Source organism: Thermofilum pendens Hrk 5 (genome assembly GCF_000015225.1).
In the GTDB taxonomy this organism is placed as follows: domain Archaea; phylum Thermoproteota; class Thermoprotei; order Thermofilales; family Thermofilaceae; genus Thermofilum; species Thermofilum pendens.
This window is the reverse complement of the sequence record NC_008698.1, coordinates 1,390,255-1,417,164: the sequence shown is the minus strand read 5'-3', so window position 1 is coordinate 1,417,164 and position 26,910 is coordinate 1,390,255. Positions and strand designations below refer to the sequence as shown.

Annotated in this window: 27 protein-coding genes; 17 read left to right on the top strand and 10 right to left on the bottom strand. The window is 60.2% G+C overall.

What is annotated here, in order from left to right; all coding sequences use genetic code 11:
- Positions 1-39: 39 nt before the first annotated feature.
- On the top strand, positions 40-390 hold the full coding sequence (locus TPEN_RS07500; protein WP_011753126.1) for a PadR family transcriptional regulator: 351 nt from the start codon (positions 40-42) through the stop codon (positions 388-390).
- Here TPEN_RS07500 and TPEN_RS07495 read toward each other — a convergent pair.
- Genes TPEN_RS07495 through TPEN_RS10010 form a run of 4 tightly spaced genes read right to left on the bottom strand, consistent with a single transcriptional unit; the run spans position 387 to position 3,382 of the window.
- On the bottom strand, positions 387-2,024 hold the full coding sequence (locus TPEN_RS07495) for a hypothetical protein (RefSeq protein WP_011753125.1): 1,638 nt from the start codon (positions 2,022-2,024) through the stop codon (positions 387-389). The genes TPEN_RS07500 and TPEN_RS07495 overlap by 4 nt on opposite strands.
- A 2-nt stretch (positions 2,025-2,026) precedes the next feature.
- A complete protein-coding gene (locus TPEN_RS07490) occupies positions 2,027-2,785 on the bottom strand; it encodes an ABC transporter ATP-binding protein (protein ID WP_011753124.1) in 759 nt (252 codons plus the stop codon).
- A gap of 56 nt (positions 2,786-2,841) precedes the next feature.
- On the bottom strand, positions 2,842-3,264 hold the full coding sequence (locus TPEN_RS07485; protein WP_011753123.1) for a hypothetical protein: 423 nt from the start codon (positions 3,262-3,264) through the stop codon (positions 2,842-2,844).
- Entirely contained in the window at positions 3,242-3,382 is a 141-nt protein-coding gene (locus TPEN_RS10010) for a hypothetical protein (RefSeq protein ID WP_187146325.1), read from the bottom strand. Before TPEN_RS10010 ends, TPEN_RS07485 begins: the two co-directional genes overlap by 23 nt.
- Positions 3,383-3,596: 214 nt before the next feature.
- Between TPEN_RS10010 and TPEN_RS07480 the strand changes: the two genes are divergently transcribed.
- From TPEN_RS07480 to TPEN_RS07470, 3 genes are all read left to right on the top strand, one after another.
- Entirely contained in the window at positions 3,597-4,118 is a 522-nt protein-coding gene (locus tag TPEN_RS07480) for a DUF488 domain-containing protein (protein WP_011753122.1), read from the top strand.
- A gap of 257 nt (positions 4,119-4,375) precedes the next feature.
- Positions 4,376-4,717: a nucleotidyltransferase domain-containing protein gene (locus tag TPEN_RS07475; protein ID WP_011753121.1), complete on the top strand. Its 342-nt coding sequence runs from the start codon at positions 4,376-4,378 to the stop codon at positions 4,715-4,717.
- 178 nt (positions 4,718-4,895) lie between these two features.
- The gene (locus tag TPEN_RS07470; protein ID WP_011753120.1) at positions 4,896-6,830 is read left to right on the top strand and encodes a glycoside hydrolase family 13 protein; all 1,935 of its coding nucleotides are present in this window, start codon (positions 4,896-4,898) and stop codon (positions 6,828-6,830) included.
- Between the two features lie 13 nt (positions 6,831-6,843).
- On the opposite strand, the gene rd is transcribed toward TPEN_RS07470, so the two are convergent.
- The gene (rd, locus tag TPEN_RS07465) at positions 6,844-7,020 is read right to left on the bottom strand and encodes a rubredoxin (protein WP_011753119.1); all 177 of its coding nucleotides are present in this window, start codon (positions 7,018-7,020) and stop codon (positions 6,844-6,846) included.
- Between the two features lie 164 nt (positions 7,021-7,184).
- Between rd and TPEN_RS07460 the strand changes: the two genes are divergently transcribed.
- The 6 genes from TPEN_RS07460 (at position 7,185) to TPEN_RS07435 (ending at position 15,609) form a co-directional block, all read left to right on the top strand.
- On the top strand, positions 7,185-8,849 hold the full coding sequence (locus TPEN_RS07460) for a 2-oxoacid:acceptor oxidoreductase subunit alpha (RefSeq protein WP_011753118.1): 1,665 nt from the start codon (positions 7,185-7,187) through the stop codon (positions 8,847-8,849).
- On the top strand, positions 8,846-9,718 hold the full coding sequence (locus TPEN_RS07455) for a thiamine pyrophosphate-dependent enzyme (protein ID WP_011753117.1): 873 nt from the start codon (positions 8,846-8,848) through the stop codon (positions 9,716-9,718). Before TPEN_RS07460 ends, TPEN_RS07455 begins: the two co-directional genes overlap by 4 nt.
- A 68-nt stretch (positions 9,719-9,786) precedes the next feature.
- Positions 9,787-12,006, top strand: coding sequence for an alpha-amylase family glycosyl hydrolase (locus tag TPEN_RS07450; RefSeq protein ID WP_011753116.1), 2,220 nt, complete (start codon positions 9,787-9,789; stop codon positions 12,004-12,006).
- A 72-nt stretch (positions 12,007-12,078) separates the two neighbouring features.
- Positions 12,079-13,326 carry an extracellular solute-binding protein gene (locus tag TPEN_RS07445; RefSeq protein WP_011753115.1) on the top strand — a complete coding sequence of 416 codons (1,248 nt, stop codon included), beginning with the start codon at positions 12,079-12,081 and terminating at the stop codon, positions 13,324-13,326.
- A gap of 49 nt (positions 13,327-13,375) precedes the next feature.
- Complete coding sequence (locus tag TPEN_RS07440) at positions 13,376-14,278, top strand: carbohydrate ABC transporter permease (protein ID WP_011753114.1); 903 nt, start codon at positions 13,376-13,378, stop codon at positions 14,276-14,278.
- Positions 14,275-15,609 (top strand): ABC transporter permease subunit, encoded by a 1,335-nt coding sequence (locus TPEN_RS07435; protein WP_011753113.1) that lies wholly within the window; start codon positions 14,275-14,277, stop codon positions 15,607-15,609. The genes TPEN_RS07440 and TPEN_RS07435 overlap by 4 nt, the downstream gene beginning before the upstream one ends.
- Positions 15,610-15,652: 43 nt before the next feature.
- Here the strand turns inward: TPEN_RS07435 and TPEN_RS07430 are convergent, their stop codons facing one another.
- The 3 genes from TPEN_RS07430 to TPEN_RS07420 all read right to left on the bottom strand — a co-directional run bounded on the left by TPEN_RS07430 (position 15,653) and on the right by TPEN_RS07420 (position 17,579).
- The gene (locus TPEN_RS07430; protein ID WP_011753112.1) at positions 15,653-16,246 is read right to left on the bottom strand and encodes a diacylglycerol/polyprenol kinase family protein; all 594 of its coding nucleotides are present in this window, start codon (positions 16,244-16,246) and stop codon (positions 15,653-15,655) included.
- Positions 16,243-17,097, bottom strand: coding sequence for a geranylgeranylglycerol-phosphate geranylgeranyltransferase (locus TPEN_RS07425; protein WP_011753111.1), 855 nt, complete (start codon positions 17,095-17,097; stop codon positions 16,243-16,245). Before TPEN_RS07425 ends, TPEN_RS07430 begins: the two co-directional genes overlap by 4 nt.
- A gap of 119 nt (positions 17,098-17,216) precedes the next feature.
- Positions 17,217-17,579, bottom strand: coding sequence for a clan AA aspartic protease (locus TPEN_RS07420; protein ID WP_052885289.1), 363 nt, complete (start codon positions 17,577-17,579; stop codon positions 17,217-17,219).
- Between the two features lie 159 nt (positions 17,580-17,738).
- Between TPEN_RS07420 and TPEN_RS07415 the strand changes: the two genes are divergently transcribed.
- From TPEN_RS07415 to TPEN_RS07395, 5 genes are all read left to right on the top strand, one after another.
- On the top strand, positions 17,739-18,671 hold the full coding sequence (locus TPEN_RS07415) for an ABC transporter ATP-binding protein (RefSeq protein WP_011753109.1): 933 nt from the start codon (positions 17,739-17,741) through the stop codon (positions 18,669-18,671).
- Entirely contained in the window at positions 18,668-19,936 is a 1,269-nt protein-coding gene (locus TPEN_RS07410) for an ABC transporter permease (protein ID WP_011753108.1), read from the top strand. The genes TPEN_RS07415 and TPEN_RS07410 overlap by 4 nt, the downstream gene beginning before the upstream one ends.
- 76 nt (positions 19,937-20,012) lie before the next feature.
- Positions 20,013-20,852, top strand: coding sequence for a nitrilase-related carbon-nitrogen hydrolase (locus TPEN_RS07405; RefSeq protein ID WP_011753107.1), 840 nt, complete (start codon positions 20,013-20,015; stop codon positions 20,850-20,852).
- Entirely contained in the window at positions 20,849-21,688 is an 840-nt protein-coding gene (locus TPEN_RS07400; protein WP_011753106.1) for an NAD+ synthase, read from the top strand. Before TPEN_RS07405 ends, TPEN_RS07400 begins: the two co-directional genes overlap by 4 nt.
- Before the next feature lie 214 nt (positions 21,689-21,902).
- Positions 21,903-22,331 (top strand): PaREP1 family protein, encoded by a 429-nt coding sequence (locus TPEN_RS07395; protein ID WP_011753105.1) that lies wholly within the window; start codon positions 21,903-21,905, stop codon positions 22,329-22,331.
- A 6-nt stretch (positions 22,332-22,337) separates the two neighbouring features.
- On the opposite strand, the gene TPEN_RS07390 is transcribed toward TPEN_RS07395, so the two are convergent.
- Entirely contained in the window at positions 22,338-23,183 is an 846-nt protein-coding gene (locus TPEN_RS07390; RefSeq protein ID WP_011753104.1) for a DUF6293 family protein, read from the bottom strand.
- A 255-nt stretch (positions 23,184-23,438) separates the two neighbouring features.
- On the opposite strand from TPEN_RS07390, the gene TPEN_RS07385 reads away from it, so the two are divergent.
- Both TPEN_RS07385 and TPEN_RS07380 read left to right on the top strand, forming a co-directional pair.
- A complete protein-coding gene (locus TPEN_RS07385; protein ID WP_052885288.1) occupies positions 23,439-24,458 on the top strand; it encodes a DNA double-strand break repair nuclease NurA in 1,020 nt (339 codons plus the stop codon).
- The gene (locus TPEN_RS07380) at positions 24,455-26,074 is read left to right on the top strand and encodes an ATP-binding protein (protein WP_011753102.1); all 1,620 of its coding nucleotides are present in this window, start codon (positions 24,455-24,457) and stop codon (positions 26,072-26,074) included. Before TPEN_RS07385 ends, TPEN_RS07380 begins: the two co-directional genes overlap by 4 nt.
- On the opposite strand, the gene TPEN_RS07375 is transcribed toward TPEN_RS07380, so the two are convergent.
- Complete coding sequence (locus TPEN_RS07375) at positions 26,071-26,766, bottom strand: hypothetical protein (RefSeq protein ID WP_052885287.1); 696 nt, start codon at positions 26,764-26,766, stop codon at positions 26,071-26,073. The genes TPEN_RS07380 and TPEN_RS07375 overlap by 4 nt on opposite strands.
- Between the last annotated feature and the right edge of the window lie 144 nt (positions 26,767-26,910).

The window sequence follows — 26,910 nt, the reverse complement described above, 5'->3', positions numbered from 1 at the left end:
GCTCTCAAGGTTTTTAAACCCTAGCGCGTTCTCGCGGGCGTGGAGGTAGACTCGAAGCCGATGAGGAGGCTGAGGGAGAAGACGGGCGTGGAGAACCTCTGGCTCTACGTTCTCGCAGAGCTCGCCAAGGGGGACTGCTACCCCTACGCGTTGCGCAGGGCAGTCCTGGAGGACTTCGGGGTCGACGCCGGAAAGGTCGTGTTCTACGTGGTTACGGGCAAGCTGGAAGCGGAGGGCTTCATAGAGGGCTACTACAGGGACAGGAGGAAGTACTACCGCATAACCGAGCGGGGGCGGAGGCTACTCAAAGAGGGTATAGCGTACCTGAGGACGCTCGCAGACAGGTTGGAGAGGGTCTCTGAAGGCGGCGCAGCGCGCTGCGAAGGCTAGGTTGCTACGTCGTACTCCTCCGCCATCTCGGACAGCGCGCGTTTGAGCAGGGCGTAGAGAAGCGCCGAAGTCGCGACGGAGGCTGCCGAGAGGACAGAAGCCCAGCTCCAGGCGTTGAGCGACGTGAAGAGGTAGAAGGCGAGTTCGAGGAGTATCAGGAATACGATCGTAATGACCATCACCGCGCCTGAGGCGAGGCCCTCCAGCACCGTGGTACCGCCGTACGAGTACCTCACGACCTTCCTCTTCGAGGCGAAGTAAAGCGTGGACGCCAGCGACAGAAATCCTGTCACAACGAAGCCGGGCGCCGCCACCAGGGGTAGCAAGAGGGGCAAGGGGCTCCACGCCAGAACAGCGTGGACAGCCGAGACTACGAGGGCTCCCTCGGCCATGTGGACAGCGTACTTCACCAGGAGGGCGCCTGCAACGTGCTCCATGCTCGCCGAGTACACCCTGTAGACCCAGTACGCCTGGACATCCTCCGCGAGCTTCTGGGAGAGAAAGCCAAAGAGCGGGATCATCGCCATATAGACCAGAAACACGGGTACAAGCATTAGCGCCTCCCCCTTCAGCGGGCCCAGCAATCTCACAGCTACCAGCGCCACGGCTACCGAGGCGGCGAGGAGAACCGAGAAGCCCTTGAGGTGTCCGGGGCTCAGCAAGCTCCTCCGGAGCACGAAGGACTTAACCGCGGACTCCGGGGAGCTGAAGTCGAGGCTAGGCCCCCGCGCTATCCCTTTCCTCGAGGAGGCCTCCCTGAACAAGTATTCCAGCGGTAGCACGTCCTCGGGGGATACGTACACGCTCAGCCGTACCGCGGCAGCGAACAAGAGAAGCGTTACCAGCGCGGTCTCCGCTAAGGCTAGCAGGAGGTCCGCCACAGTCTCCGCGCGGGTAAACGGGTAGATAACGCACTCCCAGACGGGCCTAAGGGGTAGCGAGAGTAGCGGCGATACGCGACCCTCGACCAGGGAGTGTGCGACTCCTCCCACGGCGTACGCCGCGGCTATACTCCTAGCCGGGAGAGTCCAGCCCTTGGAGCTGAGCGCTTTCCGCAACACTCCGACTGATAAGCGTAAGTACGAGAGGAAAAGCACCTGAAGGAGTGCCGAGAGTGGTAGAAGGAAAGCCTTCGCAGAGCCCCCGCTTACGTCGAGGGCGAGGGGTATAAGGCCGGCGAGGCTGATTATCGGCAGGGCGGACGCGGCTACGTCGAAGAGGGCGTGTCCAGCGATGTACGTGTCCATGCCTACGGGCTGCGAGAGCACGAGCTCGTACTCTGCCTCTCTGACTATGAGCACGGCGTCCCGCCTCCCTGGAGCTAGCGGGCGCATGAAGGCTATGCTCGCGAGCGGGTACAGGAGCGTGAGCGCGCTGAGAATGTCTATCAGCTTTTCCTTGTCGAGACCCAGCGAGCGCAGGAAGCCGCGTATCTGCCCAGCTCCTGACGTCTCGCCGGTCTTCTGCGGGGCCCCGACTTTGGGGAGGAGCACCAGTGCTACCAGCAGGGCAATAAGCACCGCTAAGAGTAGCTTGAGAACCCACATCCTCCTGCGGAAAGGCTTAAGCAACGGGTTGACCACGTCGTTCTTCACGAGGTACTTGAAGAGCGCGAGCGCCTTGGCGGGGTCCACGCCTACCCCCCGGACTCCCCCGACTTCACTATTTTCAGGAAGGCCTCCTCGAGCGTGCTCCCGGGCTTCTCGGAGACCCTGCTCTTGAGCTCCTCCACGGTTCCCTCCGCGATCAGCCTACCCTTGTAGATTATCCCCACGCGGGTGCAGAGCCTCTCCACGGAGTCGAGCTGGTGGCTCGAGATCAGCGACGTCACACCCTTCGACGAGAGCCTCCTAACCTCCTCCTTGAACACGTGCTGGGACTCGGGGTCCATCCCGGCCGTCGGCTCGTCCATCAGGAGGACCTTCGGCCTAACCAGGAACGCCGCGGAGACCAGGACCTTCTGCACCATCCCCCTAGACAGCTCGCCCATGAAGGAGTCCTTCCTACCGGCAAGCCCGAAGACCTCGAGGTAGTACTCGGCGTCGCCCGAAACCTCGCGCCAGTCAAGCCCCCTAAGCGCCGCGACGAACCTCAGGAACTCCTCTACAGTCAAGTTCTGGAAGACGACGGGGTTCTCCGGCACATAGCCGACGAGCCTCAACGCCTCGACGCGCCTACTGGAGACCTCCACGCCGTAGATCCTGGCGTAGCCCCTCGACGGCTTAAGCAACCCCGCCAGGATCTTCAGCGTAGTAGTCTTCCCGGCCCCGTTCGGCCCCAAGAGCCCGTAGATCTCGCCCGGACCAATCCTCATCGTAAGCCCGTTGAGAGCCCAGGTATCCCCGTAGCTCTTGTAGAGGTCGACAGCCTCCACGGCGTAAACCTGCTGGGACATCACACCAGTTGAAGGAAACCATTTTATCTAGTTTTCCTTACCGTCGCGCGGAGGGGCTACCAGTACTCGGGTTTCTCGCTCTCCCTGACGGTCGAGGGGGGATCGCTAGCGTGCCTCCAGAGACCCCTCCTGAAGCTCAAAGCTACTACGCCGAGCTCGTCCATAACGTAGTCGCTGAGCAAGACCTCGTCCACGTAAGGGTTCACTACCAGCACGCACGCGGCCTCACTCTTCACCTCGCCGCCAGCCAGTAGCTGGATGCGGGCCTGGGCGCTGAGAACGTAGAGCGTCACCTCGCCTCCCGCCGTAAAGGCATCCTCGCCCCTCACCTCCTGCGGCGGCCATAAACCGAGCCTCCTCGCCAGGGCGACGGGTATGCACACGTCGGGCTCATCGCTCTCGAAGCCCGAGTTCAGCAGGGCAGACGTTTCGAGAGATCGCTCCCCCACCACTATCCTAACCCTTACCCTTATCCCCATCTACCCTCACGTAGCTAGCAGTTCTCCCTGTCTTCCTGATGTACCCTATGAACTTTATCCTCCTCCTCGACCTCCGCAGCCGCTTCAACTCCTGGACTATGTCCGCGTACCTCTCCACACCTCACGCCCATAATATACCATGGGGGCGCACTATTAAGGCTGACGGGCGTTGAAACTTCTTGCCTAATTTCCTGTGAAAACTTTTAGGCACGCTAAGCTGCGCGGCTCAGTGGTGGGGCTAGGCCTCATGCCTCGGCTGAAACTTCCCTCTTCATCGCCGCTAGGGGAAAGGCGGGAGTAAGCCATATACGTTTCGCCGGGATGAGTGGCGCGTGGGCGAGGTTTACACCCTGGGCTACGGGGGGCTGAGCCCGGAGCGCTTCGCGGAGAAAGTCTTCTCGCTGGGCGTGAGGGTCGTGGTGGACGTGAGGAGGTACCCTAGGTCGAAGGTGGAGTTCTTCTCGGGCGACAAGCTGTCCGCGTGGCTCGCGGAGGCAGGCGTCGGCTACGAGTGGATGGGCGAGCTAGGAGCGCTAGGCATGGCTAGGCGGCGCGGAGAGCTCGGCGAGGCCCCGTGCACGGACTCCCCGACCTTCCGGGTATACGTTGCCTACCTGGTCTCGGACCCCGGGGCTCTGGCGGCCCTCTCGAGGATCGGGGAGATGGCGTCGAGGGGGCTGAGGCCGCTCCTGCTGTGCAGGGAGAGGAAGCCCGAGCACTGCCACAGGCAGTTCGTGGCGGACGCGCTGGTAGCCAGGGGTTTCAGGGTGGTGCACGTCGTGGGCGACGAGCTCGTACCGCACGCCGGCTCCCCGTGCTACGGCTACGTAGCCGAGAGGCTCGAGAAGCTGTAGCGCCTCCCGTCAGCCGGGGACAGCGGCCGGGCACCCGCCGTGCCCCCGGAATCGAGGCTCATCACCCGGCAACTGTATACCGGGCTCCATGCTCTTAAGGTTAGCTCACGGGAGCATCGGAGGGCCCGGTACGCAGACGTAGAACGGCGGGGTGCTTGATAGCGCCTCGCTAGGAGAGTTACACTACTCTACTGACTGCGCCGTGGGTTGTGAAGGGGTAAAGGTAATTAAGGCTCGTATAGCGTATACGATCCTGGATGCTCTCAAAGTTCTTTGAGAACTGGAGTAGGAGGAGGGAGATCCTCGCCCACGCGAGGGACTACGCGAGGCTGATCAAGAGGATCTGCGTCGAGGAGGTGGACAGGGACTGCAGGGTGATACTCTTCGGCTCGGCGGCTAGGGGTGACTACAGGGTAGACAGCGACGTAGACGTCCTCGTGGTAACCGAGAAGGCTGTCGACGCGCTGAGCAGAGCCGAGGTCGCGGCGAAGATATACGAAAGGCTGGGCTTCAGGGACCCTGTAGAGCTACACGTGGCTACGCCCAGGGAGTTCGAGGAGTGGTACAAGAGGTTTATCGACGTTTACGAGGAGTTCTAGCGCGTAAAGCTTAAGGCGCCCCGCCCGGTGTATTGCTTGACCCCGCGGGGCCGAGGGGTGAGGAGGGAGGAGACGGCTGACCCGTGAGGAGCCTGCGCCCCGACGCCGCCGGGGATAAACGCGCCGAAATACGGCATTCTTATAAGCAATCGGGGATGCTTCTGCGCGGTGGGCAGGCGTGTACAGGGTTCTAGGCTTCAGGGACGACGTCTACCTCGGCAGGGTTGTGAAGGCGGAGTTCAGCGCCCCGAGGGAGGGGGAGTACGCCTACCTGCTCGGCAACTTCAACGCGTTTAACGAGGGAAGCTTCAGGATGCGGGGCGCGGGCGACAGGTGGGTCGTCGAGGTAGAGCTACCCGAGGGGGTCTGGTACTACCTCTTCTCGCTGGGGGGTAGGCGCGCGGTCGACCCGGAGAACCCCGAGACCACCGTCTACTCGAGGAGGGCTTACAAGTTTGAGGAGAGGGTTAGCGTGGCTAAGCTCCTTGGCTTCGACCCGGCGTCCTGCAACGGCTTCTGCGAGGAGGCATTGTACCACTACCCGAGCTTGACCTACGTTTACCCCTTCGGGGGCGTGCTCTTCGTTAGGCTCAGGGCGCTCAGGGGGAGCCTCCAGAAGGCTTTCTTGGTTGTCGACGGCAGGAGGCTGGAGATGAGGCTGAAGGCCCGCGACGAGGTATTCGACTACTACGAGGCGAGCCTCGAGGCGGGCGGGGAGGTATCCTACTACTTTGAGGTTCTCGGGGGAGGGAGGCTCCACCGCTACGGGGAGTTCTCCGTAGACGTCAAGTCCCTGGAAAGCCTTATCCGGGTGCCGGAGTGGGTGTACGGAAGCGTGTTCTACCAGATTATGCCGGACAGGTTCGCGGAGGGAGGCCTCGAAGAGATAGCCGAAAGGCTAAACCACGTCTCGGGGCTGGGGGCGAACGCGCTGTACCTTACCCCCATCTTCGAGTCCACGACTTACCACGGCTACGACGTCGTGGACTACTACCGCGTAGCCGGCAGGCTCGGCGGGGACGAGGCGTTCGGGAGGCTCCTCGCGGAGCTGAAGAAGAGGGGGATGAGGGTAGTACTGGACGGAGTCTTCCACCACACGAGCTTCTTTCACCCGTACTTCCAGGACCTCGTGGAGAAGGGGGAGGAGTCGCGGTACAAGGGCTTCTACAGGGTGCTGGGCTTCCCCGTCGTCCCGCGGGAGTTCCTCGAAGCCCTGAGGTCCGGGGCGCCGCGGCACGAGCTGAAGAAGTACCCGCGGAGGTACGAGAGCTTCTTCGACGTATGGCTGATGCCCCGCCTGAACCACGACAACCCGGAGGTCAGGAGCTTCATAACCGGCGTCGGCAGGTACTGGGTCTCCAGGGGGGTAGACGGCTGGAGGCTAGACGTGGCGCACGGCGTGCCCCCCGAGCTTTGGAGGGAGTTCAGGGAGACCCTCCCAGGGGACGTCTACCTCTTCGGCGAGGTCATGGACGACGCGCGCATATGGCTCTTCGACAAGTTCCACGGCGCTATGAACTACCTGCTCTACGACGCGGTTCTCAGGTTCTTCGCCTACCGGGAGATAACCGCCGAGGAGTTCCTCAACAGGCTCGAGCTTCTAAGCGTGTACTACGGCCCCGGGGAGTACGCGATGTACAACTTCCTCGACAACCACGACGTGGACAGGCTCCTATCCCTCGTGGGCGACAGGGACAAGTACCTCTGCGCCCTGGTCTTCCTCTTCACGTACAAGGGGGTCCCCTCCATATACTACGGCGACGAGGTAGGCCTGGAGAACACGGACTCGCCGTTCATGGAGCGTTCCAGGGCCCCCATGCGCTGGGACGAGTCAACCTGGGACAAAGCGATACTGGAGGCTACGAGGGCGCTGGCGTCGCTTAGGAGGAGGAGCGCGGCGCTACAGAGAGGGGCATTCGAGCCGGTGAGATTCGAGGGAGGGCTACTCGTGTACAGGAGGAGACTCGGCGACGAAAGCATCCTCGTCGCCATAAACTACTCCGAAAGCGAAGCCGTACTCGAAGAGCCCGCGCAGAGCGTGCTCTTCCGCTCGGGAAGCGTCAAAGAAAAGCTTCTAGGACCGTTCTCCAGCGTAGTCGCCGGAGACCGCTAAGACGTCGAGGCAGCTACTCCACAGGCTCGAATAAATCCTTTGTTGCGCCGCAGACCGGGCAAACCCAGTTCTCCGGGAGTTCCTCGAAAGGTGTTCCTGGAGGTATGTTGGAATCGGGGTCTCCTAGCTCCGGAGAGTACACATAGCCGCACACGGTGCACCTGTACTTCTTGTACTTTTTCTCTTGCATGTTTCCACCGGCGGTTAGTTGGCGCCCAAAAGGCTAGATTAACTTTTCTATGCCGTTGTCATAGAGCCTTTTTTGGCTCGTTTATTCAAAGAGATTTGGGGAATAGTTTCACCAAAATTTATTAAAAAGGAAAGTTTATTAGATTCCTCTGGAAACTCTGTTCGATGGTTGAAGAGCTATCGGTGCTTATTGGAGGGCAAGCTGGAGACGGCATCAGGCAGACGGGCGTGATTATAGCGAATCTCTTCAACAAGATGGGCTACTGGACCTTTGTCTACGACGATTACCAGTCCCTGATAAGGGGAGGTCACAACTTCGCGATTGTGCGGGCTTCCCGTAGGAAGGTGCAGGCCCACAGAGACAGGGTAGAAATCTTAGTGGCGCTGAACCAGGAGAGCGTGGAGAAGCACAGCTGGAGGCTGGGTGAACGTTCCCTCGTAGTGTTCGACTCGGGTAGCGTCAAGGCGGAGGGCCTGGGGATACCGATGGCGGAGATGGCGAAGAGAAGGGGGCTTCCGCTAATTATGAGGAACAGCGTCGCTGTAGGGGCTTTGGCGTCAATGCTGGGAGTAGAGTTCTCGCTCGTTGAAAGCGTTGTCCGAAGGGCTATCAGCAGGAACGTTGAAGAAAACTTGGAGCTGGCGAGGGAGGGTTACGCGTCGACCGGGAAGTACGCGGGTATGTTCAAGTTGGATGTTCTCGGAAGCCCGCCGGGCTACCTTGTAACTGGTAACGAGGCGCTGTCTCTCGGAGCGGTTAAGGCCGGGATGAAGCTCTACGTAGCATATCCTATGACGCCGTCCTCCAGTATCCTGCACTACCTCGCCGCGAACGAGGACAAGTTCGGGATCGTGGTGATCCACCCGGAGAATGAGATCGCCGTTATAGGCATAGCCGAGGGGGCGGCCTACGCGGGTGCGAGAGTAGCGGTGGGCACGTCTGGCGGGGGCTTCGCCTTGATGGTTGAACACTTAAGCCTCGCCGGCCAGGCGGAGATACCCGTAGTGATCTTCCTAGCCCAGAGGCCCGGTCCGGCGACCGGAGTCCCGACGTATACGGAGCAAGGCGACCTGTTCTTCGCGATTTTCGCCGGGCACGGGGAGTTTCCAAGGGTGGTCCTAGCCCCAGGCGACGCGGACGAAGCCTTCCAGCTATCTGGAGAGGCGATGAACCTAGCCTGGAAGTTCCAGGTCCCCGTAATCGTGCTGAGCGACAAGCACCTCAGCGAGAGCGTGTACACGGCTATCGTAGACGAGGGTTCAGTCAAGGTGGAGCAGGAGAAGCTTTGGGACGGTACGGGGGAGTACAAGAGGTACCTCTTCACCGAGGACGGAGTCTCCCCGCTGGCCTTCCCCGGAACACCGGGGGCTATCGTGAAGGCTAACAGCTACGAGCACGACGAGTACGGCTTAACGACGGAAGACCCGGTTCTCGTGGCCAGGGGCCACGAGAAAAGGCTTAGGAAAATGAAGGCCATCGAGTCGGAGCTGAGGGAAAAGCCTTGTGTAAAGACTTACGGCAACGAGGGAAGCGAGACCGTCCTGGTCACCTGGGGCTCCACGAAGGGTGTAGTAGTCGAGGTAGCTGAGAGGCTCGGCCTCTACGTCGTGCAACCACTCTGCCTGTACCCTCTCCCGACCTGGGAGCTGAAGAAACTTATAGATCCCGGGAGGAGGATCGTAAGCGTCGAAGTGAACTCTACGGGCCAGCTGGCTACGTGGCTCAGCTACAACGGCTTCAGGGTTGACGGCAGGATACTGAAGTACAACGGCAGGCCTTTCTCCGTAGAGGAACTGGAGGAGCGCCTACTGAGGGGTGGTGCGGCGTGAAACTCCTCGTAAGCCTGAAAGACTTGGGAACGTACGCCAAGAACACCTGGTGCCCCGGTTGCGGGAACTTCGGGATAGAGAGGGCGGCTAAAACTGCGTTCGCCGAGCTGATAAACGAAGGGGTAGTGAATAGAGAGGACATAGTCGTGGTAGCCGGTATAGGTTGCCACGACAAGATTGTAGACTACATAAACCTCAACTCCTTCCGGTCGCTACACGGGAGAGCGATAACCGTAGCAACGGGGATAAAAATCGCGAACCCAAGGCTCCAGGTAGTAGTCTTTGTAGGCGACGGAGACGCCTACGGAGAGGGGCTAGAACACCTAGTATTTGCCGCTAAAAGGAACATCGGGATAAAGGTGATAGTACACGACAACAGAGTCTACGGGCTAACGACAGGTCAGTACACACCTACGTCTCCTAAAGGCTTCCCGGGTAGGTCGACGCCCAAAGGCTCTGTCGAAGACCCCTTAAACCCCGTGAAGCTCCTCCTGGCTAGCGGCGCCTCTTTCGTCGCTAGGGGCTACTCGGCGAGACCGGACCACTTAAAGGGACTCATAAAGCAGGCTATTATGCACAGGGGTTTCGCGGTGATAGACGTGCTCCAACCCTGCGTGACGTTCTTCGATACGTACAAGTACTACAACGCCAGGGTCTACGACCTCCAGGAAGCCGGCCACGACTACACGAGCTACGAGGCGGCAATGAGGAAAGCCGAGGAGTGGAACTACGGGGTAGACGACAGCGGAAGAATACCGATTGGCATCTTCTACAAGGCGGAGAAGCCTACATACGAGGAAACGATCCTGAAAGGCAAGAACCTGCTGAGCCGGGAACCACCAAGCATAAAAGAAGCCCTGAGGCCCTAATTACCCGCACGTTAATAATTTAAATTAGATCAGAAAAATTTATAAATAAAAACTTTCGAAGCAAATCCGTGAGAAGCAGAAAAATCGCCGCAATTTTGGCAATACTTCTCCTACTAGGAGTACTGATTGGGACCTCTCAAGCAACAGCGGGACCCAGCCCCTCCTACCCGACGGGGGATCCCCAGACGTGGGTTATCTACCAAATCGTCATCGATAGGTTCTACGACGGGAACACGTCGAACAACAACCCTGCGAAAAGCCCGGGTCTCTACGACCCCACCAAGACTAACTGGAGGCTGTACTGGGGCGGCGATATCGATGGTATAATAGCGAAACTACCGTACCTCTATGAACTCGGAGTTACCGCTATATGGATATCGCCTGTCTTCGACAATATAGACGTCGCTATAAACACTAGTAGCGGCCTGCAGGCAGGGTATCACGGCTATTGGCCTAAGGACTTTAAAGTAATAGAGGAACACTTCGGTTCCTGGAGCACTTTCTACAAACTCATACAGGAAGCCAGGAAGTACAACATCACGGTAATTATCGATTTCGTTGTAAACCACAGCAACCCAAGCGATGCCGGCGAATACGGAGCACTATACGATAACGGTACGTTCGTCACCGACTATCCAACGGATGCAAAATACGCTACGGTTGACCCAATAACTCGTAGTCTCTCGAATATATACAACCACAATGGGGGGATTACGAACTGGAACGACAGGTGGGAGGTTAGGTACAAGAACCTGTTCAACCTGGCTGACTTTAACCAGCTGAACCCTTGGGTGGATAGATACCTCAAGGAATCTACGGCTTTGTACCTGAAGGCCGGTATCGGGGGGATACGGCTGGACGCCGTTAAACACGTGGAGCCGGGCTGGCTGAAGACGTACGCCGACTACGTGTACGCGATAAAAAACGTCTTCATGTTCGGAGAGTGGTACCAAAGCTTTAACGACGAGATGTACTGGGACATGGTTAAGTTCGCGAACGACAGCGGGATCAGCGTTATCAACATACCGCTTCAGCAGGTCCTAGTAGACGTATTCGCCTACGACACAAAGACCATGTACGACTTGGACAACGCGGTCAAGAAGTATACGAGTAACTTTATGTGGCAAAACAAGCTGGTTAACTTTATAGACAGCCACGACGTGCCGAGGTTCCTCTCGCTGAGCAAGAGTATCACGAGGTTCCACCAGGTGCTAGCATTCGTGATGACCGCCCCCGGCATCCCGGTGATATACTACGGGGACGAGCAGTACCTACACTACGACGCAACGAACGAGTTCGGGCAGGTTGGGGGAGATCCTTACAACAGGCCTATGATGACATCCTGGGACACTACGACCACGGCGTTCAAGTTGATAAAAGCCTTGGCACAGTTAAGGCGCGCTAATACCGCTCTAGCCTACGGCTTGGTAACCACGCGGTACGTGAGTAGCGACGTGTACATCTTTGAGAGAAAGTTCTTCGGAAACGTGGTCCTCGTAGCCATAAACCGGAACCTAAACTCCCCGGTTGCCGTTTCCAATGTTTACACTTCCCTCCCCGACGGGGTGTACAGCGACTATCTAGGAGGGCTTATCAACGGGACAAGCATCAAAGTCGTAGGCGGTAAGTTCTCGGTAACCTTGCCCCCCGGCTCCGTTTCCGTGTGGCAGTACAAAGCAGTACCGAGCGGTCCATGGGTAGGAGCCATAGACCCGACGATGGGCAGGGCTGGGAACGTAGTCGTGATCAGCGGGGAAGGGTTCGGTAGCCAGCCGGGACAAGTCCTGATAACGAACGGGCAGAGCACGTGGAGCGCTACAGTTACGTACTGGAGTGATAAAAGCATAGAGTTCATAGTTCCCTCAGGGGTAACAACTCCTCTCAACGACAACCACGTAACGGTGATTGTTAAAAGAGCCGACGGGGCGACGTCGAACGGGATAGCTTTCCAGTACCTCTCGGGTAGACAAATCCCCGTTATATTCGAGGTGCAGAACACCAAGGGAACAACCCTGGAGACAGTGCCTGGAGAGTTCCTGTGGCTAACCGGTAGCGTCCCAGAGCTAAGCAACTGGAGCCCCGCAACTACGAGGGCTGTGGGACCCATGCTTTGCCCAGCGTGGCCTAACTGGTTCGTCGTCGCCAGTGTCCCGGCGAATACGTACATAGAGTTCAAGTTCTTGAAGGCTCCGCTAGGCGGTACCGGGGTCTGGGAGCCTGGAAGCAACCATGCTTACACTACTCCCTCGGACGGGATAGGAAGAGTGTCCGTCACTGCTAACGGGTAAGTTTTTTCTTTAAAAGGTATGTTTAATTATTGCGAAAAGTATAAATGTAGGAATTTGCAGGAGTAATACTCGATGACGGAAAAACAACAAAAACAAGCCTCTAAGAAGACCCTGACAATAGTAGCAGCAGTTGTTCTAGTCCTCGTTGTACTGGGAGTAGCCGCCATGCTACTAACGCAGAAACCCTCCGCTCCTAAACGGAACGTAACGATCGTTATCTGGCACGCCATGGGTCCAGAGGAAGTTAAGACGCTCGAAGACGTCATCGCGGACTTCCACGTTCAACACCCGGAGATCACCGTGAAGCTTGAGCAGAAAGCGGACCTCGAGACCTCCCTCAAAACGGCCATCCCGGCTGGGCAGGGCCCAGACCTCTTCATATGGGCTCACGACTGGATAGGTAAGTTTGCAGAGGCCGGCCTCCTCGAGCCGATCGACGAGTACGTGACTCCCAGCGTGCTGAACAAGTTCAGCCCGATAGGGCAGAACGCTATAGAGTACCGCGGGCACTACTACGCGATGCCCCTCGCCGCCGAGACGGTCGCCCTGATCTACAACAAGGCCTTGGTGCCTAACCCGCCGAAGACCTTCGACGAGATGAAGAGCATAATGGCCAAGTTCACTAACCCGGACAAGGGTACGTACGGCCTTGCGACGCCGATAGACCCCTACTTCCTCTCCGGGTGGGTGCACGCCTTCGGAGGCTACTACTTCGACGATAAGACCAAGCAGCCCGGGCTGGACAAGCCTGAGACGATAAAGGGCTTCAAGTTCTTCTTCGAGCAGGTATACCCCTACGTCGCTAAGACCCGCGACTACAACGCGCAGGTAAGCCTCTTCCTCGAGGGCAAAGCCCCCATGATGATCAACGGTCCTTGGAGCATCGGCGACGTCAAGAAGGCTGGCATAAACTTCGGCGTAGCCCCGTTGCCACCGATAGACAGCTCGAGCGTGCCGCACCCGTACGGCGGCGTGAAGCTGGTCTACGTAGCTAAGGGAGTTAAGGACAAGGCCGCGGTCTGGACGTTCCTCGAGTGGTTGACCACGAATCCGAACGTCATCAAGCAGTTCGCCATACGCAACGGCTATATCCCCGTGCTCAAAGAGGTCCTCAATGACCCGGAGATACAGAACAACCCCGTGATCTACGGCTTCGGGCAGGCCGTCCAGAACGCTATCCCGATGCCTAAGAGCCCCGAAATGGCGGCCGTCTGGGGACCCGTGGACACTGCCATCACGAACATCATGGGCGGAAAGCAGAGCATAGAGGCCGCACTGACAGCCGCGCAGCAGGAGGTTCTGTCCGCCTTGAAGAAGTAATATTTTTCAAAACCATTCTTTTTTGTAAACCTGCCGGGTGTTTACCGGGATGAAGAAAGAGTCTCTTGCGGCTCTAACACTGATACTACCGGGTATGGCGGCGTTCCTCTTCTTCAACGTCTACCCGATCTTCTACTCGGTCTTCATAGCTTTTACCAACGCGAAGCTCGGGAACTTCCCCGTCCAGGCCCCCACCGCGGAGCCCCTAAGGATAGTGGGCTTGGAGAACTTCGTCTGGGCTCTGAGCGACGAGAAGTTCAGGACAGCGTTCCTGTGGACATGGGTCTTCGTAGCTACGAGCGTGACCCTGAAGGTTTTAACCGGTATTTTCCTCAGCGTTCTGTACAACAGCAAGTACGTTAGGGGGAGGGCTATCTACAGGTCCCTCTTGATAATCCCCTGGGCCCTGCCGCTTCTCTTCACGATAACGGTCTGGCGCTTCATGTTCGACCCCGTCGTGGGGCCGGTTAACGGCGTCCTGAGGGCTTTGGGAGTCGCAAACCCGCCTGACTGGACTACGGACATCACGTGGGGCTTTATAGCCCTCAACATCATCGAGGTGTGGCTAGCGTACCCGTTCATGCTGACGGTTATAACGGCCGCCCTGCAGTCGGTACCCTACACTCTGATCGAGGCCGCTATAGTGGACGGCGCGAGCTACTGGCAGAGGCTCACCAAGGTCATTATCCCCATAGTTAGCAAGCCGATAATCTTCGCGACTATACTGACCTCCGCGGCGAGCTTCCAGTACTTCCTGGTACCGTTCCTCTTCAACGGGAGCCTGTTCGAGGACAGGTTCCTGCTGCTCTACGGCTACAAGAAGGCTTTCGGCTCGGCGGTTCCGGAGTACGGCAAGGCGGCCGCTATCCTCGTGATAGTAACGCTCGTCCTCGCGGTGTACATGTTCGTGAACGTAAAGATAACGAGGATCCAGGAGGGTGCCAGGAAATGAGGGCGCAGCAGAAGGCTAGGAGGAGCGACTTCTTCAAAAGCGCGGTGCTGACGCTGCTCGCGCTCGTCGTTATGGGCGTACTGCTCTTCCCCGTTTACTACATGTTCATGGTCTCGCTTAAACCCGTTGGAACCCTAGCCACTACGAGCCTCGAGGTAATTCCGAGCAAGGTTACGCTCGACAACTACCTAGAGATACTCGTGGGTCACTACGAGGCGACGCTGGACGTGAAGAGCTTCGCGCTCCGCGCCCAGAACGCCACGATATCGGATGCCCTGAACCGCTACGAGGTCGACCTGTATGACGGAGTCGTGGCCGGCGACTACCCCGTGAAGTTTACTCTAAGCAACGCTAAGATTCTGGAGAGGAGGGGAGGACAGGAGAGAGGTGAGAGGGACGCCACGATAATAGTCGGCGGGGACTACCTGAAGGTGGGCGCGGACTCCGCGGAGACGATAACGGCGGCTAGAAGGCTGACGGTTGAAGCGAGGAAAATCGTCGTGAAGGTCAGTGGTCCCGGCGGAGCGCCCCTCGACCTCTCGAAGTTCAGAGAGGTGGCTCCGGGCGTCTACGAGGCGGAGAACGCCAGGCTGTACCTGGAGGACGGGGGGAGGATCTCGGCGGAGAAGTGCACCGTTGAGACTACCAGTTTCAGCTACATAAGGCTGGCGAAGGTCGGGGGAGAGATATGGGGCTACATGAGTAGGAGCCTGATAATCGCAAGCCTAACGGTGGTTCTAACCCTGCTCTTCGTGGTGCCGTCCGCCTACGCGTTTTCGAGGCTCAAGTTCTTCGGGAAGGGGCACATACTCTACTCTTACCTCATGTTCACGCAGGTAGCGGGAGGACTGGGGATAGCCGGGCTCGTAGCCCTGTACGGCATGCTCGTTAGGCTCAACCTGGTGAACAACATCTTCGTGCTACCGGTGATCTACGCGGCGGGGAGCGTCCCGTTCAACACGTGGCTCCTCAAGGGGTACCTGGACTCCATAAGCCCGGATTTCGACGAAGCCGCCCTCGTAGACGGGGCGAGCTACGCGCAGATCATAGGGCAGGTCCTAGTGCCGATGGCGCTACCGGGTATAGCGACGGTCGCAATCTTCTCCTTCATCGGGGGGTGGACGGAGCTCATACTTGCGAACCTGCTGCTCAACCAGGAGAACCACCCCTTGACCGTCTACATCTACGTGTTGCTCACCAACCTCAGGAACGTGTCCTGGAACCAGTTCGCGGCCGCCGCTCTGATCTTCGCCCTCCCCGTCGTAGTGATGTTCCTGCTGGCCCAGAACTACGTCAGAAGCGGGTTGACGATGGGAGGACTAAAAGAGTAAACCTTTCACCTTTTTCTCCGGCTTTTCCCGGGGGTGCCCGAGGCTAAGCTAGGAGTCCGAGCGTCAGCGCCGACGCAGCGGGAACCGTTAGCTCGTCCAGCGTAGAGCTCGTAGTAGCGGCTTCTGCCAGCGTGGACACGATCGACGCTACGAGCGACGGGAAGAGCGGTACGCCGGCTACGAGGCACGACGCGAAGGCGGCGAGGAACATCGCAGCCGAGCCCGCGAGCGTCTTCCTCCTGTTGAAGGGTAGCCTAGGCCCGCCCACCTCCCTTCCTACAACGGCGGCTGCCGCGTCGCCGAAGCTGGACACCATCACTGATGCCGCCGCCCTGTGGGGCTCCATGAGGGCTACTATCAGCAGCGTGGAGAACCAAAAGTACACGGTCCCGGTGAAGTAGCCGCCTTCGAGCTCCTCCCTCCTAGCCATAACCCTGAAGGTGTGGGACGCTATGGGCACCTCTACGCGTAGCCCGAGCCTCAGGACAGCCTCGTGGACCGCGTAGAGAGCGAAGAAGAAAGCCGCTATGGCCGTGGCGATGGGGTTGCCCAGCCAGACGACGACGGGTATCGCGAGGACCCCCGGTATAACGTGGATAGACTTCCTCCTCAGCTCGCGGAGAGTCTCCTGCTTCAAGCCAGCCCACCCACCAGGAACGCGAGGAGCCCCATGAGCAACGGGACCTTGAGTATCCTCGTCGCGATCCAGGCCCTCCTCGGCTCGGGCCCCGCCTTGAGCAACGCCAGCGCTATCGGCGCGTCGACGCCGCCGAACGCGAAGAGAGCGTAGAGAGCGCCGTAGCCCGACAGGAGCGGCAGGGGGCTCAGCGCCACCACCGCCAAGAGGAGCACGGCGGAGACCCTCAGCGCGGCCCTCGCCCCCAGCGTCGACGCCACAGTCTTCACGCCCCTCGCGGCGTCCCCCTCCAGGTCCTCCACGCCTTTAAGCACCTCCCTCCCGAGTATTATCAGGAAGGCGTAGGCGGAGGGTAGCAGGGAGCGCCAGGGCTCGGGGGACGCCAAGGCGCCGTACACCACGTTGAGGGCCGCGAGGAAGGCTATCAGCACGTTTCCCGGGAGACCCAGGGCCTTGACCCTCCAGGAGTAGAGGAAGAGGAGCGCGGAGGCCAGCACGGCAGTGAAGCCGCAGAGAGGGGAGACGAGGAAGCCCAGAGCCAGCCCAGCCGCTAGGAGGGGAAGCGACGCCGAGACAGCCGAGCCCGGCGAAATCCTGCGCGACGGGAGCGGGCGCCACGGCTTGCTTATAGCGTCCGACTCCAGGTCGAAGTAGTCGTTGACTATGTTCCCCCAAGCCGCGACTAGCGCCGCAGAAGCGGCTACGAGCACTCCTTGAGGCAGGCTACCACCCCTCCCGGCCACGTACCCCGTGTATGCTCCGAGCGATACTACCGCGCAGTTCCCGGCCCTGAGGAGCCTCAGCCAGTCGGCTACGCGCTGGAAGAGCGCTCCAGGCAGGCTCGACTTCACGTGTGAGCTTCCATACAGGGGGGTTAAGTAGCTTCCGCTCTCTCTTTTTAAAAGTATAGCCTCAGGTCTAAATTACCGCGACGCGCGCAAGCGCTAGCAAAACGGGAACCGTCGGGGGGTTACAGCCTAGTTACAAACCTCCTCGTCGAGTAAATACTCCCAGTAGCCGGGTCAACCGCAAGCCCTAGTCTCTCCAACGCCTCCACTCCCACGCAAACCTCCCCTCTCTCGACGATAGCTACCAAGACGGGAGCCCTCCTACCGCTCAGCTCAACCTCAACGATGCTGTAATCAACCTTTTTAACAGTCCCATCCGCCAGCTCGACATCCATCTTCCCCAGCACGCGCAAGCCAAGCTCCTCTGCGACGCTTCTGGGCAGAACCAGTGTCGTTGCGCCGGTGTCCACGAGAGCCTTTACTTCAAGCGACTTTTCTCCGTGGTAAAGCTTTACGGGCGCGTATACGTGACCCACGCTACCCACCTACTAAAGATCAGTGGAAGCTTATAAACCAACTCTCAACCCGCCGGCGAGGAGAACTACCGCTCGACCCTCGGACTCGAGGCTAGTCGGTCAGGCTCTCTTTTTAAGAGTATAACCCCGGTTTAAATAGCTCCGCGAGAACGGGTCCCCGGTGGTTGGATGCTCGCCCTAGTGGCGGAGGACCTGTGGAAGGTATACGGGAGCGGGGAGCGGAGGGTAGAGGCGCTGAGGGGTATAAGCATCGAGGTTCGCGAGGGGGAGGTCGTCGCGTTGCTGGGGCCGAACGGGTCGGGTAAAAGCACGTTCATGGGTATAGCGGCCGGCGTCGTGCGCCCTACTCGCGGCAGGCTACTCGTCTACGGTGGAGAGCCTTACTCGGACGCGGGTGTTAGGGGTAGAATTAGCTACATGCCCCAGGACTACGGCCTCTACGCCGAGCTCACGGGCATCGAGAACTACGAGTTCTACGCCGCGCTCATGGAGGTAGACGCTAAGGAGGCTAAAAGGAGGCTTGAAGAGCTCAGCGGGCTACTAGGGCTCGGCGAGTGGTTCTACAAAAGGAGGGTGTCGACGTACTCTGGCGGGATGAAGCGCAAGGCCAGCCTGGCCCTAGCCCTGGCGTCGAACCCCGACTTACTGTTGCTAGACGAGCCTACCTCCGGGCTAGACCCGAACGCTAGGAGGGAGGTCTGGGGCGTCGTGGACGGGATGCGGCGCTCCGGCAAGACTGTAGTCCTAGCGACGCACTTGTTCGAGGACGCGGAGCGGCTGGCAGACAGGGTCGTGGTCATGAGGGGCGGTGAGGTCGTGGCGGCAGGTTCCCAGGAGGATCTCAAGCGAAAGGTTGGCTACAAGTACGCGGTGGACCTAGAGCTAAGGGAGGAGCCGGGGGCGGAGCTCCTAGAGAGAGTCAGGATGCTTGGCTACGAGGCTATACCGGCTGGGGGTTCGAGGGTAACGGTGCTCGGCAACAGCCCCAACCTCCTGGACGAGGTGGAGGCGATCGGGGGCGCTGGCGTCGTGTCCGCGTCGATGAGGCGGGTTAGCCTGGGAGACGTCTACTTCCTCTTGACGGGGGTGAGGCTGGAGTGAAGGCGGGCAAAGTGGCGGCGGTGGTCGTTAGGAGCGTGAAGCTCTTCCTCAGGGACAAGAGCACCCTTTTCTGGAGCTTCGCCTTCCCCCTAATGCTCCTCTCGTTCTACGTCTTCCTCTTCGCGCCGGGGGCGGGCCAAGGGAGAGCTGTGTCCATTAACGTAGCCGTGGTTCCGGGCTCGGAGGCCGTAGCCGCGTACGCCGAGGAAACCGCGAAGTACTTGAAGGCCCCGTGGAACGCCAGCCTGAAGCTCAGCGTAAATGCCACTGTCTGGGGCAACCTCAGCTCGGCGATGAACGCGCTGAAGAAGGGCTACCTGGACGCCGTAGTCCTGGTGGAGCCCGGGAGCGGGGGGACACTTAACGTCACCGTGTACGTGTTGAGGGGGACGCCGGACCCCTCCAGGGAGGAGCTAGTCGCCGCCTACCTCTACTCTTTCTTCTACCAGGTAGCTCACTTCGAGGCCCTCGGGGAGCTTTCCCGCTTCGTGAACGCAACGGCGTCGAGGGTTCCCGGGCTAGCCCCGGCCGCCGCGGAGGTCGTCGAGAGGGCCTGGAGAGCCGCCCTAAACCCCGGGGTCAGAGTCGTGGGCGTCGTTCCCGGCGAGGAGGGAGCACAGCTGAGGTCCAGGGTTGTCGGGTGGCTGACCCTCTCGGTCGTCTTCATGAGCTTCATGTTCGAAGGCGTCGTGGGAGGCGCCGCCGCGGTGGCTTCTGAGGCGAAGAGGGGCTTTCTGCGCAGGCTTCTCTCGACGAAGCTGACCCCCAGCGAGTACTTCGCCGGGCTGGCGATCTCCTGGCTCGCGCTCATGGCTGCATCGGCCGTGCCGACGTGCCTCCTCGGCTTCGTGGCCTACGGCGGCTCGCTCGCTGTGAAGATCTTAAGCGCAGAGGCCTTATTCCTGCTACTCCTGGTACTGGTCGCAGGGCTCCTCGCGTTCTCCGCGGGGCTCCTCATTGGGCTGTTCTTCAAGTCGCCCGAGTCGGCGAGCGTGGTGGCGAACATCATCGTCTGGCCCACGATGGCTGCCGGCGGCTTTTGGCTGCCGAAGTGGATGCTCCCAGACCCCCTCAGGGCGTTCGCAGAGGTAAACCCCTTCTCGATTCTCTTCAGCGCGACCTCCGAGGTGGCAGTCTTCGGTAGGAGCATCTCGGGCTACCTCCTGCCGACGGTAGCCGCGGTTCTACTCTCGCTAGCGCTCTTCGCGGTAGCGGCGGTCCTCTACGCCAGGCTTGCCCCGAGGCTAGCGGAGGAAGCCGCGTAGCTCCCCTGGCTTCTAAAAGCTTTTTCTCATAGTAAAGCTTAACAGGAGGCTTGCGGCGTGCGGGGAGGGGGCCTGGTTGAGGGATCGGTTGAGAGTCGGGGTTGCGCAGATACACTCGTTGCTGGGGGACGTGAGGAGGAACCTCGAAAAGCACCTGGAGTACGTTGAGAGGGCTAGGGAGCTGGGGGTAGAGGTCCTCGCCTTCCCGGAGCTCTCCCTCACGGGCTACCTGCTAAGGGACCTGGCGTACGAGGTTTCGGACGCGGCGCGCGAGGCTCTGGGCGAGATCGCGGAGGCTTCGCGGGGGCTCTGCGTGCTCGTAGGCCTGGTGCATGAGCCGCGCGCTGGGATCTACGAGAACAGCGTGGCCGTGGTGAGGGACGGCTCTGTCGCGGGGGTAGTGTCGAAGCTGTACCTGCCCGACTACGGGCTGTTCGAGGAGAGCAGGTACTTCAGGGAGGGGAGTTGTAGCCGCGAAGGCGTGTTCGAGTGCGGGGGGTGGCGCGTCGCCCCGATAATCTGTGAGGACGCCTGGCACCCGGAGCCAGCGGAGCTCGCCGCGAGGAGGGGGGCGGACGTGGTGTTTATCCACGCGTCTTCGCCGATAAGGGGCCTCTACGGGTCGGGCGAGGCGAACATAGAGAGGGTGTGGGAGGCCATAGCCGTTACCAGGGCTGTGGAGAATGCTTGCTACGTTGTCTTCGCAAACAGGGTGGGGCCGGAGGACGAGGAGTACTTCTGGGGAGGATCCATGGTCGTGGCGCCCGACGGCGAGGTCGTTGCAAGGGCGAAGAAGATGGAGGAGGAACTGCTGGTAGCAGACCTGGACCTGTACAGGCTGAGAGCTTCGAGGAGGTTCAGCTCGTTCAAGAGGCACAGGCGCGATATACACGTCGTCCTAGGTGAGCTGGATTGAGGTACGTGTTACCCCCGATAAACGCCGAGAGAGTCGCCGAGTACATAGCGAGGAGGCTCAGGTGGTACGTCAGGGAGTACGCCGGCAAGCGTGCAGGCGTCGTCGGAGTTAGCGGGGGCGTGGACTCGGCGGTGGTAGCCTTCCTCACGGCCCGGGCCCTGGGGCCCGAGAACACGTACTGCTACGTGCTCCCCTCCTTCGCGACGCCCAAGGAGGACGTCGAAGACGCTCTGCGCGTAATAGAGGCGCTCGGGCTACCGGACGGCAACTGGGAGGTTATAAGCGTGGACCCGATCCTGAAGAGCTTCGAGGAGGTCCTCGGGGAGATGGACAGGGTGGCGAGGGGGAACGTTATGGCGAGGATCAGGATGATAATACTCCACGAGAAGGCCTACGCCCACAACGCGCTCGTGATCGGCACGGGCGACAAGAGCGAGCTCCTGCTAGGCTACTTCACGAAGTACGGGGACGGGGGAGTGGACGTCCTGCCTATAGGAGGGCTCTACAAGACCCATGTAAGGCAACTGGCAAGGTACCTGGGAGTCCCCGAGAGAATAGTGGAGAAGCCAAGCTCCCCCAGGCTCTGGCCCGGCCAGACAGCCGAGGGCGAGCTCGGAGCCCCGTACGAGCTCGTAGACTCAGTGCTCTACCTCAGGTTCGAGAAGTGGTTGCCCGAGGAGAGGATCGCGGAGGAGCTGGGCGTCGAGGTCGGCGTGGTGAAGCGCATCCTGGAGATGGTGAAGAGGTCTCAGCACAAGAGGATGATGCCGGAGGTCTTCCACGTCGGCCAGAGGGACCTAGGCTCGGACTGGAGGTACCCGCGGCAGTGGTTCTAGCAAGCCGCGCAGGGCTACCCTAGCCTCTATAAGCACTAGCGCTAGCCCACCATCAACGGTATATATGCAATAACCCGCAACCATGAGCCCGGGTAGCGCAGGGAGGATTGCAATGGCTCAGGGGTTTTCGCGTAGCAATGCTTCATTGGTTAGGCGCTTTGGGAACAGAAGCTTTATTGCTAGGGCAGGCGGTTCTAAAGGGTAGGTGTGAGGAGTGAGCTTTAGCGAAGCATTGACCAAGGCATGGAAAGCCGTTGAGCTGGCGCGTAGAGAGGTCGACGAGTACAGGAAGGACCGTGAGCCCTTAAGACTGAGGAACGCGTGCGAGAAGGGTTGGCTGGCGGTGGTTTTAGCTACAGACGCTCTTCTGGTTGCACTTGGCTACGGGAAGCCTGAGAGCTATAGGGAGAGGAGGGAGCTCTTGGGGAAGCTTGAAAGAGAGAAGCCGGAGATAGCTAGGCTCGGGTTGAGGGACAGATTCGGGGCGAGAGGCTACTACCTCCATGTGCAGGGATACCATGAGGGGGCGCTGGGGGCGGACGAGGTCGCCGAGGAGCTGGAGAAGGTGGAAAGATACGTCGGAGATGTGGAGCGCATAGTTGAAAGCGAGCGCTCGGCGCACGTAGAGAGAGCTAAAGCTTAAAGGGGGCTACGCGAGGTCGAGGGTTGTCGCGGGCTTGGGCATTGGGAGCGGCGGTAGCTTCGGGGACGGGGTTTCCCCGAGCTTCAGGTATGCCTCCGCTATGGCCTTCCCGAGGTCTGTGAGCTCGACGCTCCTATTCCTTCCCTCGTGCCTCCTGACGACGAGGCCTCTCTCCTCCAGCTCCGAGACTAGCCTGCTGTAGCTCGCTTTGAGCGTTGGGTCGGGCTTCCTGTCCGGCGGTAGCCCCGTAACCCAGCGTATCAGGGTCGTTATGCTGTCGGCGGAGCCCTTCACGTACAGCGTTACTAGGACTCTGCGGGCTTCCTCCCCGCCCTCCCCGTCGTCGATAACCTCTAGGCTCACCCTGGGCCTATCGACAGTCTTCAGGTCGGAGGCCGTCAGGTTGTCCTTAGCTCTTATGAAGTCGGCGAACTCGGGGGTCTCGGGGTCCGGTATGAAGGCGCCTATCTGCTCGGGTTGCACGGCGTAAAGCCTGCAGTTCGGGAACATCAACGCCACCGTCGACACGACTGCGACCATTAGCGGCGGCATGTCGGTAACGTCTATCAGCACCTCCGAGGCGCCCAGCCTCTTCTCGTGGAGCAACACCTGGTAGACCTGCGAGGCTATGCTCTCCTGGCTCAGCGGGTTAACCTTTACGAGGACGGGCTTGAAGAACGAGAGCACCTCTGCGAGCCTCTTCACGTTGTACCTCGAGACGGCGCCGTACTTGTCCGGCTTCCCGTCGTAGAGGAGGTACACTCGCTCGACCGGGTGCCTCAGCCTGACCCTCTCGAAGCCCTCGAGGATCAGGCGGGGGTGGAAGCCCACGTAGTGGACAGTCACTACCATCGCTGCTCACGGAACGCTCTTACTGCATCCGTACTTACTGCGCGCTACTAGTATATATGCTTAATGCTACCGTTTCAGAGAAGCAGCAACGGTAACGTTTTAACGCAACCATTCTTCCCGTGCTTCCCGACGGGAAAAGGTTGCAGTAAAATGCTACCGTTTTACCTTCGCACTACGGTCGGACGACCCCTAGTTGGTTGTTTCACGGAGGTACCTTCGCTACCCTTTATAAAAAGTAAAAAGTACTCATGCTTGGTGGCAGGCGTGGCGCTACTCGAGAAGGCTGGCTACCTAGGCGCGGACGTCGAGATGCTCGTCGAAAGGGTGAACGAGATCTACAGGAAGAGCGGCGGGGCTGTGCAGCTAACCCTCCTCGGCGAGCCCGCGCGCCCCTACCCGTACGCTAGGTTCGAGGGCGTCGTCGTGAGGGGGCCACCGGTCTCGGAGTCGAGGTTCAGGGCTGTGGAGGAGGTCCCGCACAGGGAGCTCGTCTACGCAGTCGACGCGGCGGCGAGGGTACTCTTCGACGCGGGGAGCTTTAAGATAGTCTCCGCGAAGGTCGCCGCGGGCGCGTGGAGGGGGGTTGAGCGCGTCAAGATATTCGACCCCGTAAAGAGGGTTAGGGTCGTCGAGAGCCTGGACGAGGCTGGCGACTGGCTCGCGGAGGTCGAGCTCGAAGCTGCGCTGAGGTTCGCCAAGGAGAACCCGGGTGCGCTGATACTACTGGACAGGCCCCTCTTCTTCAGGTCGGGCTCTAGGGCTAGGAGGGTCTTCAAGGCGCTGGTCGAGAGGGACTGGAGGGTCGTCGGGATCCCGAAGTCCTCCTCTATACGCCTCTCGAGCGGCGAAAGCGCGGTCGGCTACGTCGCGAGGCTCGGGAACAGGCTCTTCAAGGGGCTTCCCTGGGCGTACTACCCGCTCCTCGAGGGCGAGAGGCTGGGGGGTGTGGGGCTAGGGGTCGGCGCGGCGAGGCTGTCGCCGGACGCGGCGGCGTTCAGGGTCGACGTGACGTGGGAGCTGGCCGTGAGGGCCGACTTCGACTACCTGGCCGGCATGCTCGCGTACCTCCAGGACTTCACCTCTCCGGGCTACCCGTTGCCGCTGAAGATCGTGCACAACCTTTCGAGGATTAGCGATGACGAGCTCTCGATGGACAGGGAGCTACTCCTGGAGGAGCTCGGGGTGGGCAGGGCGGAGTCCGCGGGTAGGAGGCTCCTGGAGGACAGCGGGGGCTCCGAGTTCAAGTCGAAGTACCTGTGGGGTGGTGTGGGTTGAGGCTCGGCGTCGTCGTGTGGGCTGAGGGCGTCACCGTGAAGTTCAGGATAGCCGAGGACTCTGTCGTCGAGAGGGGGATGCTGGTAAAGGTCGTAGACCGCGGCAGGAGGTACGTGTTGAAGGTAGTGGACTTCAAGCCCGAGAGCCTCTTGACGCCGGCGGAGGTAGCGATCATTAGTAGCAAGGCGGACAGAGGCGAGAAGCCCCAGCTGAGGGACAGGGACCTCAGGCTCTACGACACAGCCATAGCTACCATAGTGGCGCAGATAGACGAGGACGGCGAGGTTCACGGGCCGAGCAGCGTCCCGGCCCTCTTCTCCCCCGTCGAGGAGCTCGGCGAGGAGGACTTGAAGATGCTCAGGCTCCACACGGGGGACATACCGATAGGCAGGGTGAGGTTCGGCCACAGCGCCGTGGACGTCGAGGTCGCGCTGGACGGCGCGAAGACAATCCCCCACCACATACTCGTGGTCGGCGGGACGGGGGCGGGTAAGAGCAACTTCGGCAGGGTCCTGGCAGCCTCGATACTGCACCTCAGGGGGAGGTACAGCCTCGTCGTATTCGACTGCGAGAGCGAGTACCTGCTGGGCTCGAAGCCGGGCGAGATGGGACTGGCGCACCTGCCGTTCTCCGAGGAGTACCTCTTCCTCGTGTCGGCCAGGGTCCCCAGGCCCGGGAGGCTGAGGGTAGAGCTCCCGGAGCTCGGGGAGGAGAGGAGCATACCGGCCTACCCCCTCAAGATGGACGTCTCGCGCCTCAAGCCGGGGGACTTCGCGCTCACGGGCGAGTTCTCGAGCCCCCAGGAGGAGCTACTCTGGCTTGCCTACAAGCAGTTCGGGGAGGGGTGGGTGGAGGCGCTCCTCTCGGGGGACGCGAGGACAGTCTACTCGAGGCTCGGCAGGATGGCGGGCGTCAACACGATCAGCGTTACTAAGAGGAAGATCAGGTACCTGACGGGGGACGGCTCGGTATTCTGCAGGGACTGCGGCTACGACCTGGCGGCGGCCGTTCTCTCGATGGTCCTCAAGGGCAGGGTCGTTCTCATAGAAACCCCCTTCGCGACGGAAGGCGAGGAAAAGCTCCTAGCGACCGTGGTCGCCGAGAGGGTATTCAGGGCCTACGAGAGGATGCGCAAGGAGCTCCCGGAGAAGTGGAGCCAGCTCCCGCCCGTGCTCATAATGGTGGAGGAGGCGCACAGGTACCTCGGGTCCCAGGCGCTGGGCGGGAAGGGGGAGGTCAGGGAGAACGTGTTCTCCATAATAGCGAAGAGGGGCAGGAAGTACAAGGTCGGAGGGCTCTACATAACGCAGATGCCCAGCGAGCTCATGGACGCGGTGGTGAGGCAGGCGCTCACCAAGGTCATACTCTCCCTTCCAACGAGGCCCGACTACCTCGCCGTCATGAACCACAGCCCGTACCTCGACGAGGCCGAAGCCGAGATAAAGACCCTCGACAGGGGGGAGGCGATAGTGGTCAGCCCCCCGAGCGGCTTCAGGCTCGCGGTGTCCGCGAAGATATACCAGTACGAGGAGTACGCCCTCAGACTCATACAGGAAGAAAAGCGTCTGCTAGCTACCCGAGAGGTCTCGAGGACGCCCGAGTACGCCGATGCCTAGACCGGCACGTACCGCGTGAGCAGGTAGAGGGCGGCGAAGGAGACCGTCGGCACGGAGACGTTGTCGTCTATCCTCAGCTTTCCGATGTACTCCCACCTCTCCACCAGGCTGGCGAGGGCGGCGGACAGTACTCCCGGGACGCCGAACCCCATGGCGACAGCCATGGCGGCGGACACTATGAACATCGCGAGGTTCCCGCTCCAGTGCTTAACCCTCCTCTTGAAGAGAGCGTTCCTAACTATCCCCGTAACCCCGTCGCCGACAGCCATGAAGAGCAGGGGGAGCGCTGGGAACAGGAACGGGTTGGCCAGCTTAAGGTCCCTCCCGACGAACCAGCCGAGAACGACGAACACGCCCCACATCAAGCAGAAGTCCACCTCGTAGATGTTCTCGGGGTCCTGGAACCAGTACATCAGCTTGCCCGTCCTGTGAGGCAGGTAAGTTAGGAGAGCCAGCACCATCGCCATCGCGAACGGCAGTACGGGGGTCGAGAATATCGGGAAGTACGCGATAACCGCCGCGACAAGCCCCCCGGCGAGGATGTGTATAACCTTCCTGGCGTAGTAGATAGCGACGCGCTCGTTGCTCCTCTTAACGAAGAAGTTGTAGGTAGCCTTAGCCACGACGAGCACTACGAACATTACCCAGGCGAAGAGGGCGATAGTCCAGCCGACTTCCTGCGGCGTAACCACGCTTGGGAGGGCGCTTTTCATTCTTAAAAACTTTATCGAAAACAGTTTCGACAAAAAGCTATACCAGCCCTCGGACAGCTAAAGCAGTTTTGCAAATTACCTCTATGCAGAAAACTTTTACGTCAAGAGGGGCTAGGGCTACGC

Bases quoted from the DNA above. Each gene is read 5' to 3' on its own strand.
- TPEN_RS07445 (WP_011753115.1), top strand. From the start codon at position 12,079: ATGACGGAAAAACAACAAAAACAAGCCTCTAAGAAGACCCTGACAATA.
- TPEN_RS07460 (WP_011753118.1), top strand. From the start codon at position 7,185: ATGGTTGAAGAGCTATCGGTGCTTATTGGAGGGCAAGCTGGAGACGGC.
- TPEN_RS07485 (WP_011753123.1), bottom strand. From the start codon at position 3,264: ATGGGGATAAGGGTAAGGGTTAGGATAGTGGTGGGGGAGCGATCTCTC.
- TPEN_RS07440 (WP_011753114.1), top strand. From the start codon at position 13,376: ATGAAGAAAGAGTCTCTTGCGGCTCTAACACTGATACTACCGGGTATG.
- TPEN_RS07415 (WP_011753109.1), top strand. From the start codon at position 17,739: ATGCTCGCCCTAGTGGCGGAGGACCTGTGGAAGGTATACGGGAGCGGG.
- rd (WP_011753119.1), bottom strand. From the start codon at position 7,020: ATGCAAGAGAAAAAGTACAAGAAGTACAGGTGCACCGTGTGCGGCTAT.
- TPEN_RS07435 (WP_011753113.1), top strand. From the start codon at position 14,275: ATGAGGGCGCAGCAGAAGGCTAGGAGGAGCGACTTCTTCAAAAGCGCG.
- TPEN_RS07490 (WP_011753124.1), bottom strand. From the start codon at position 2,785: ATGTCCCAGCAGGTTTACGCCGTGGAGGCTGTCGACCTCTACAAGAGC.
- TPEN_RS07475 (WP_011753121.1), top strand. From the start codon at position 4,376: ATGCTCTCAAAGTTCTTTGAGAACTGGAGTAGGAGGAGGGAGATCCTC.
- TPEN_RS07390 (WP_011753104.1), bottom strand. From the start codon at position 23,183: ATGGTAGTGACTGTCCACTACGTGGGCTTCCACCCCCGCCTGATCCTC.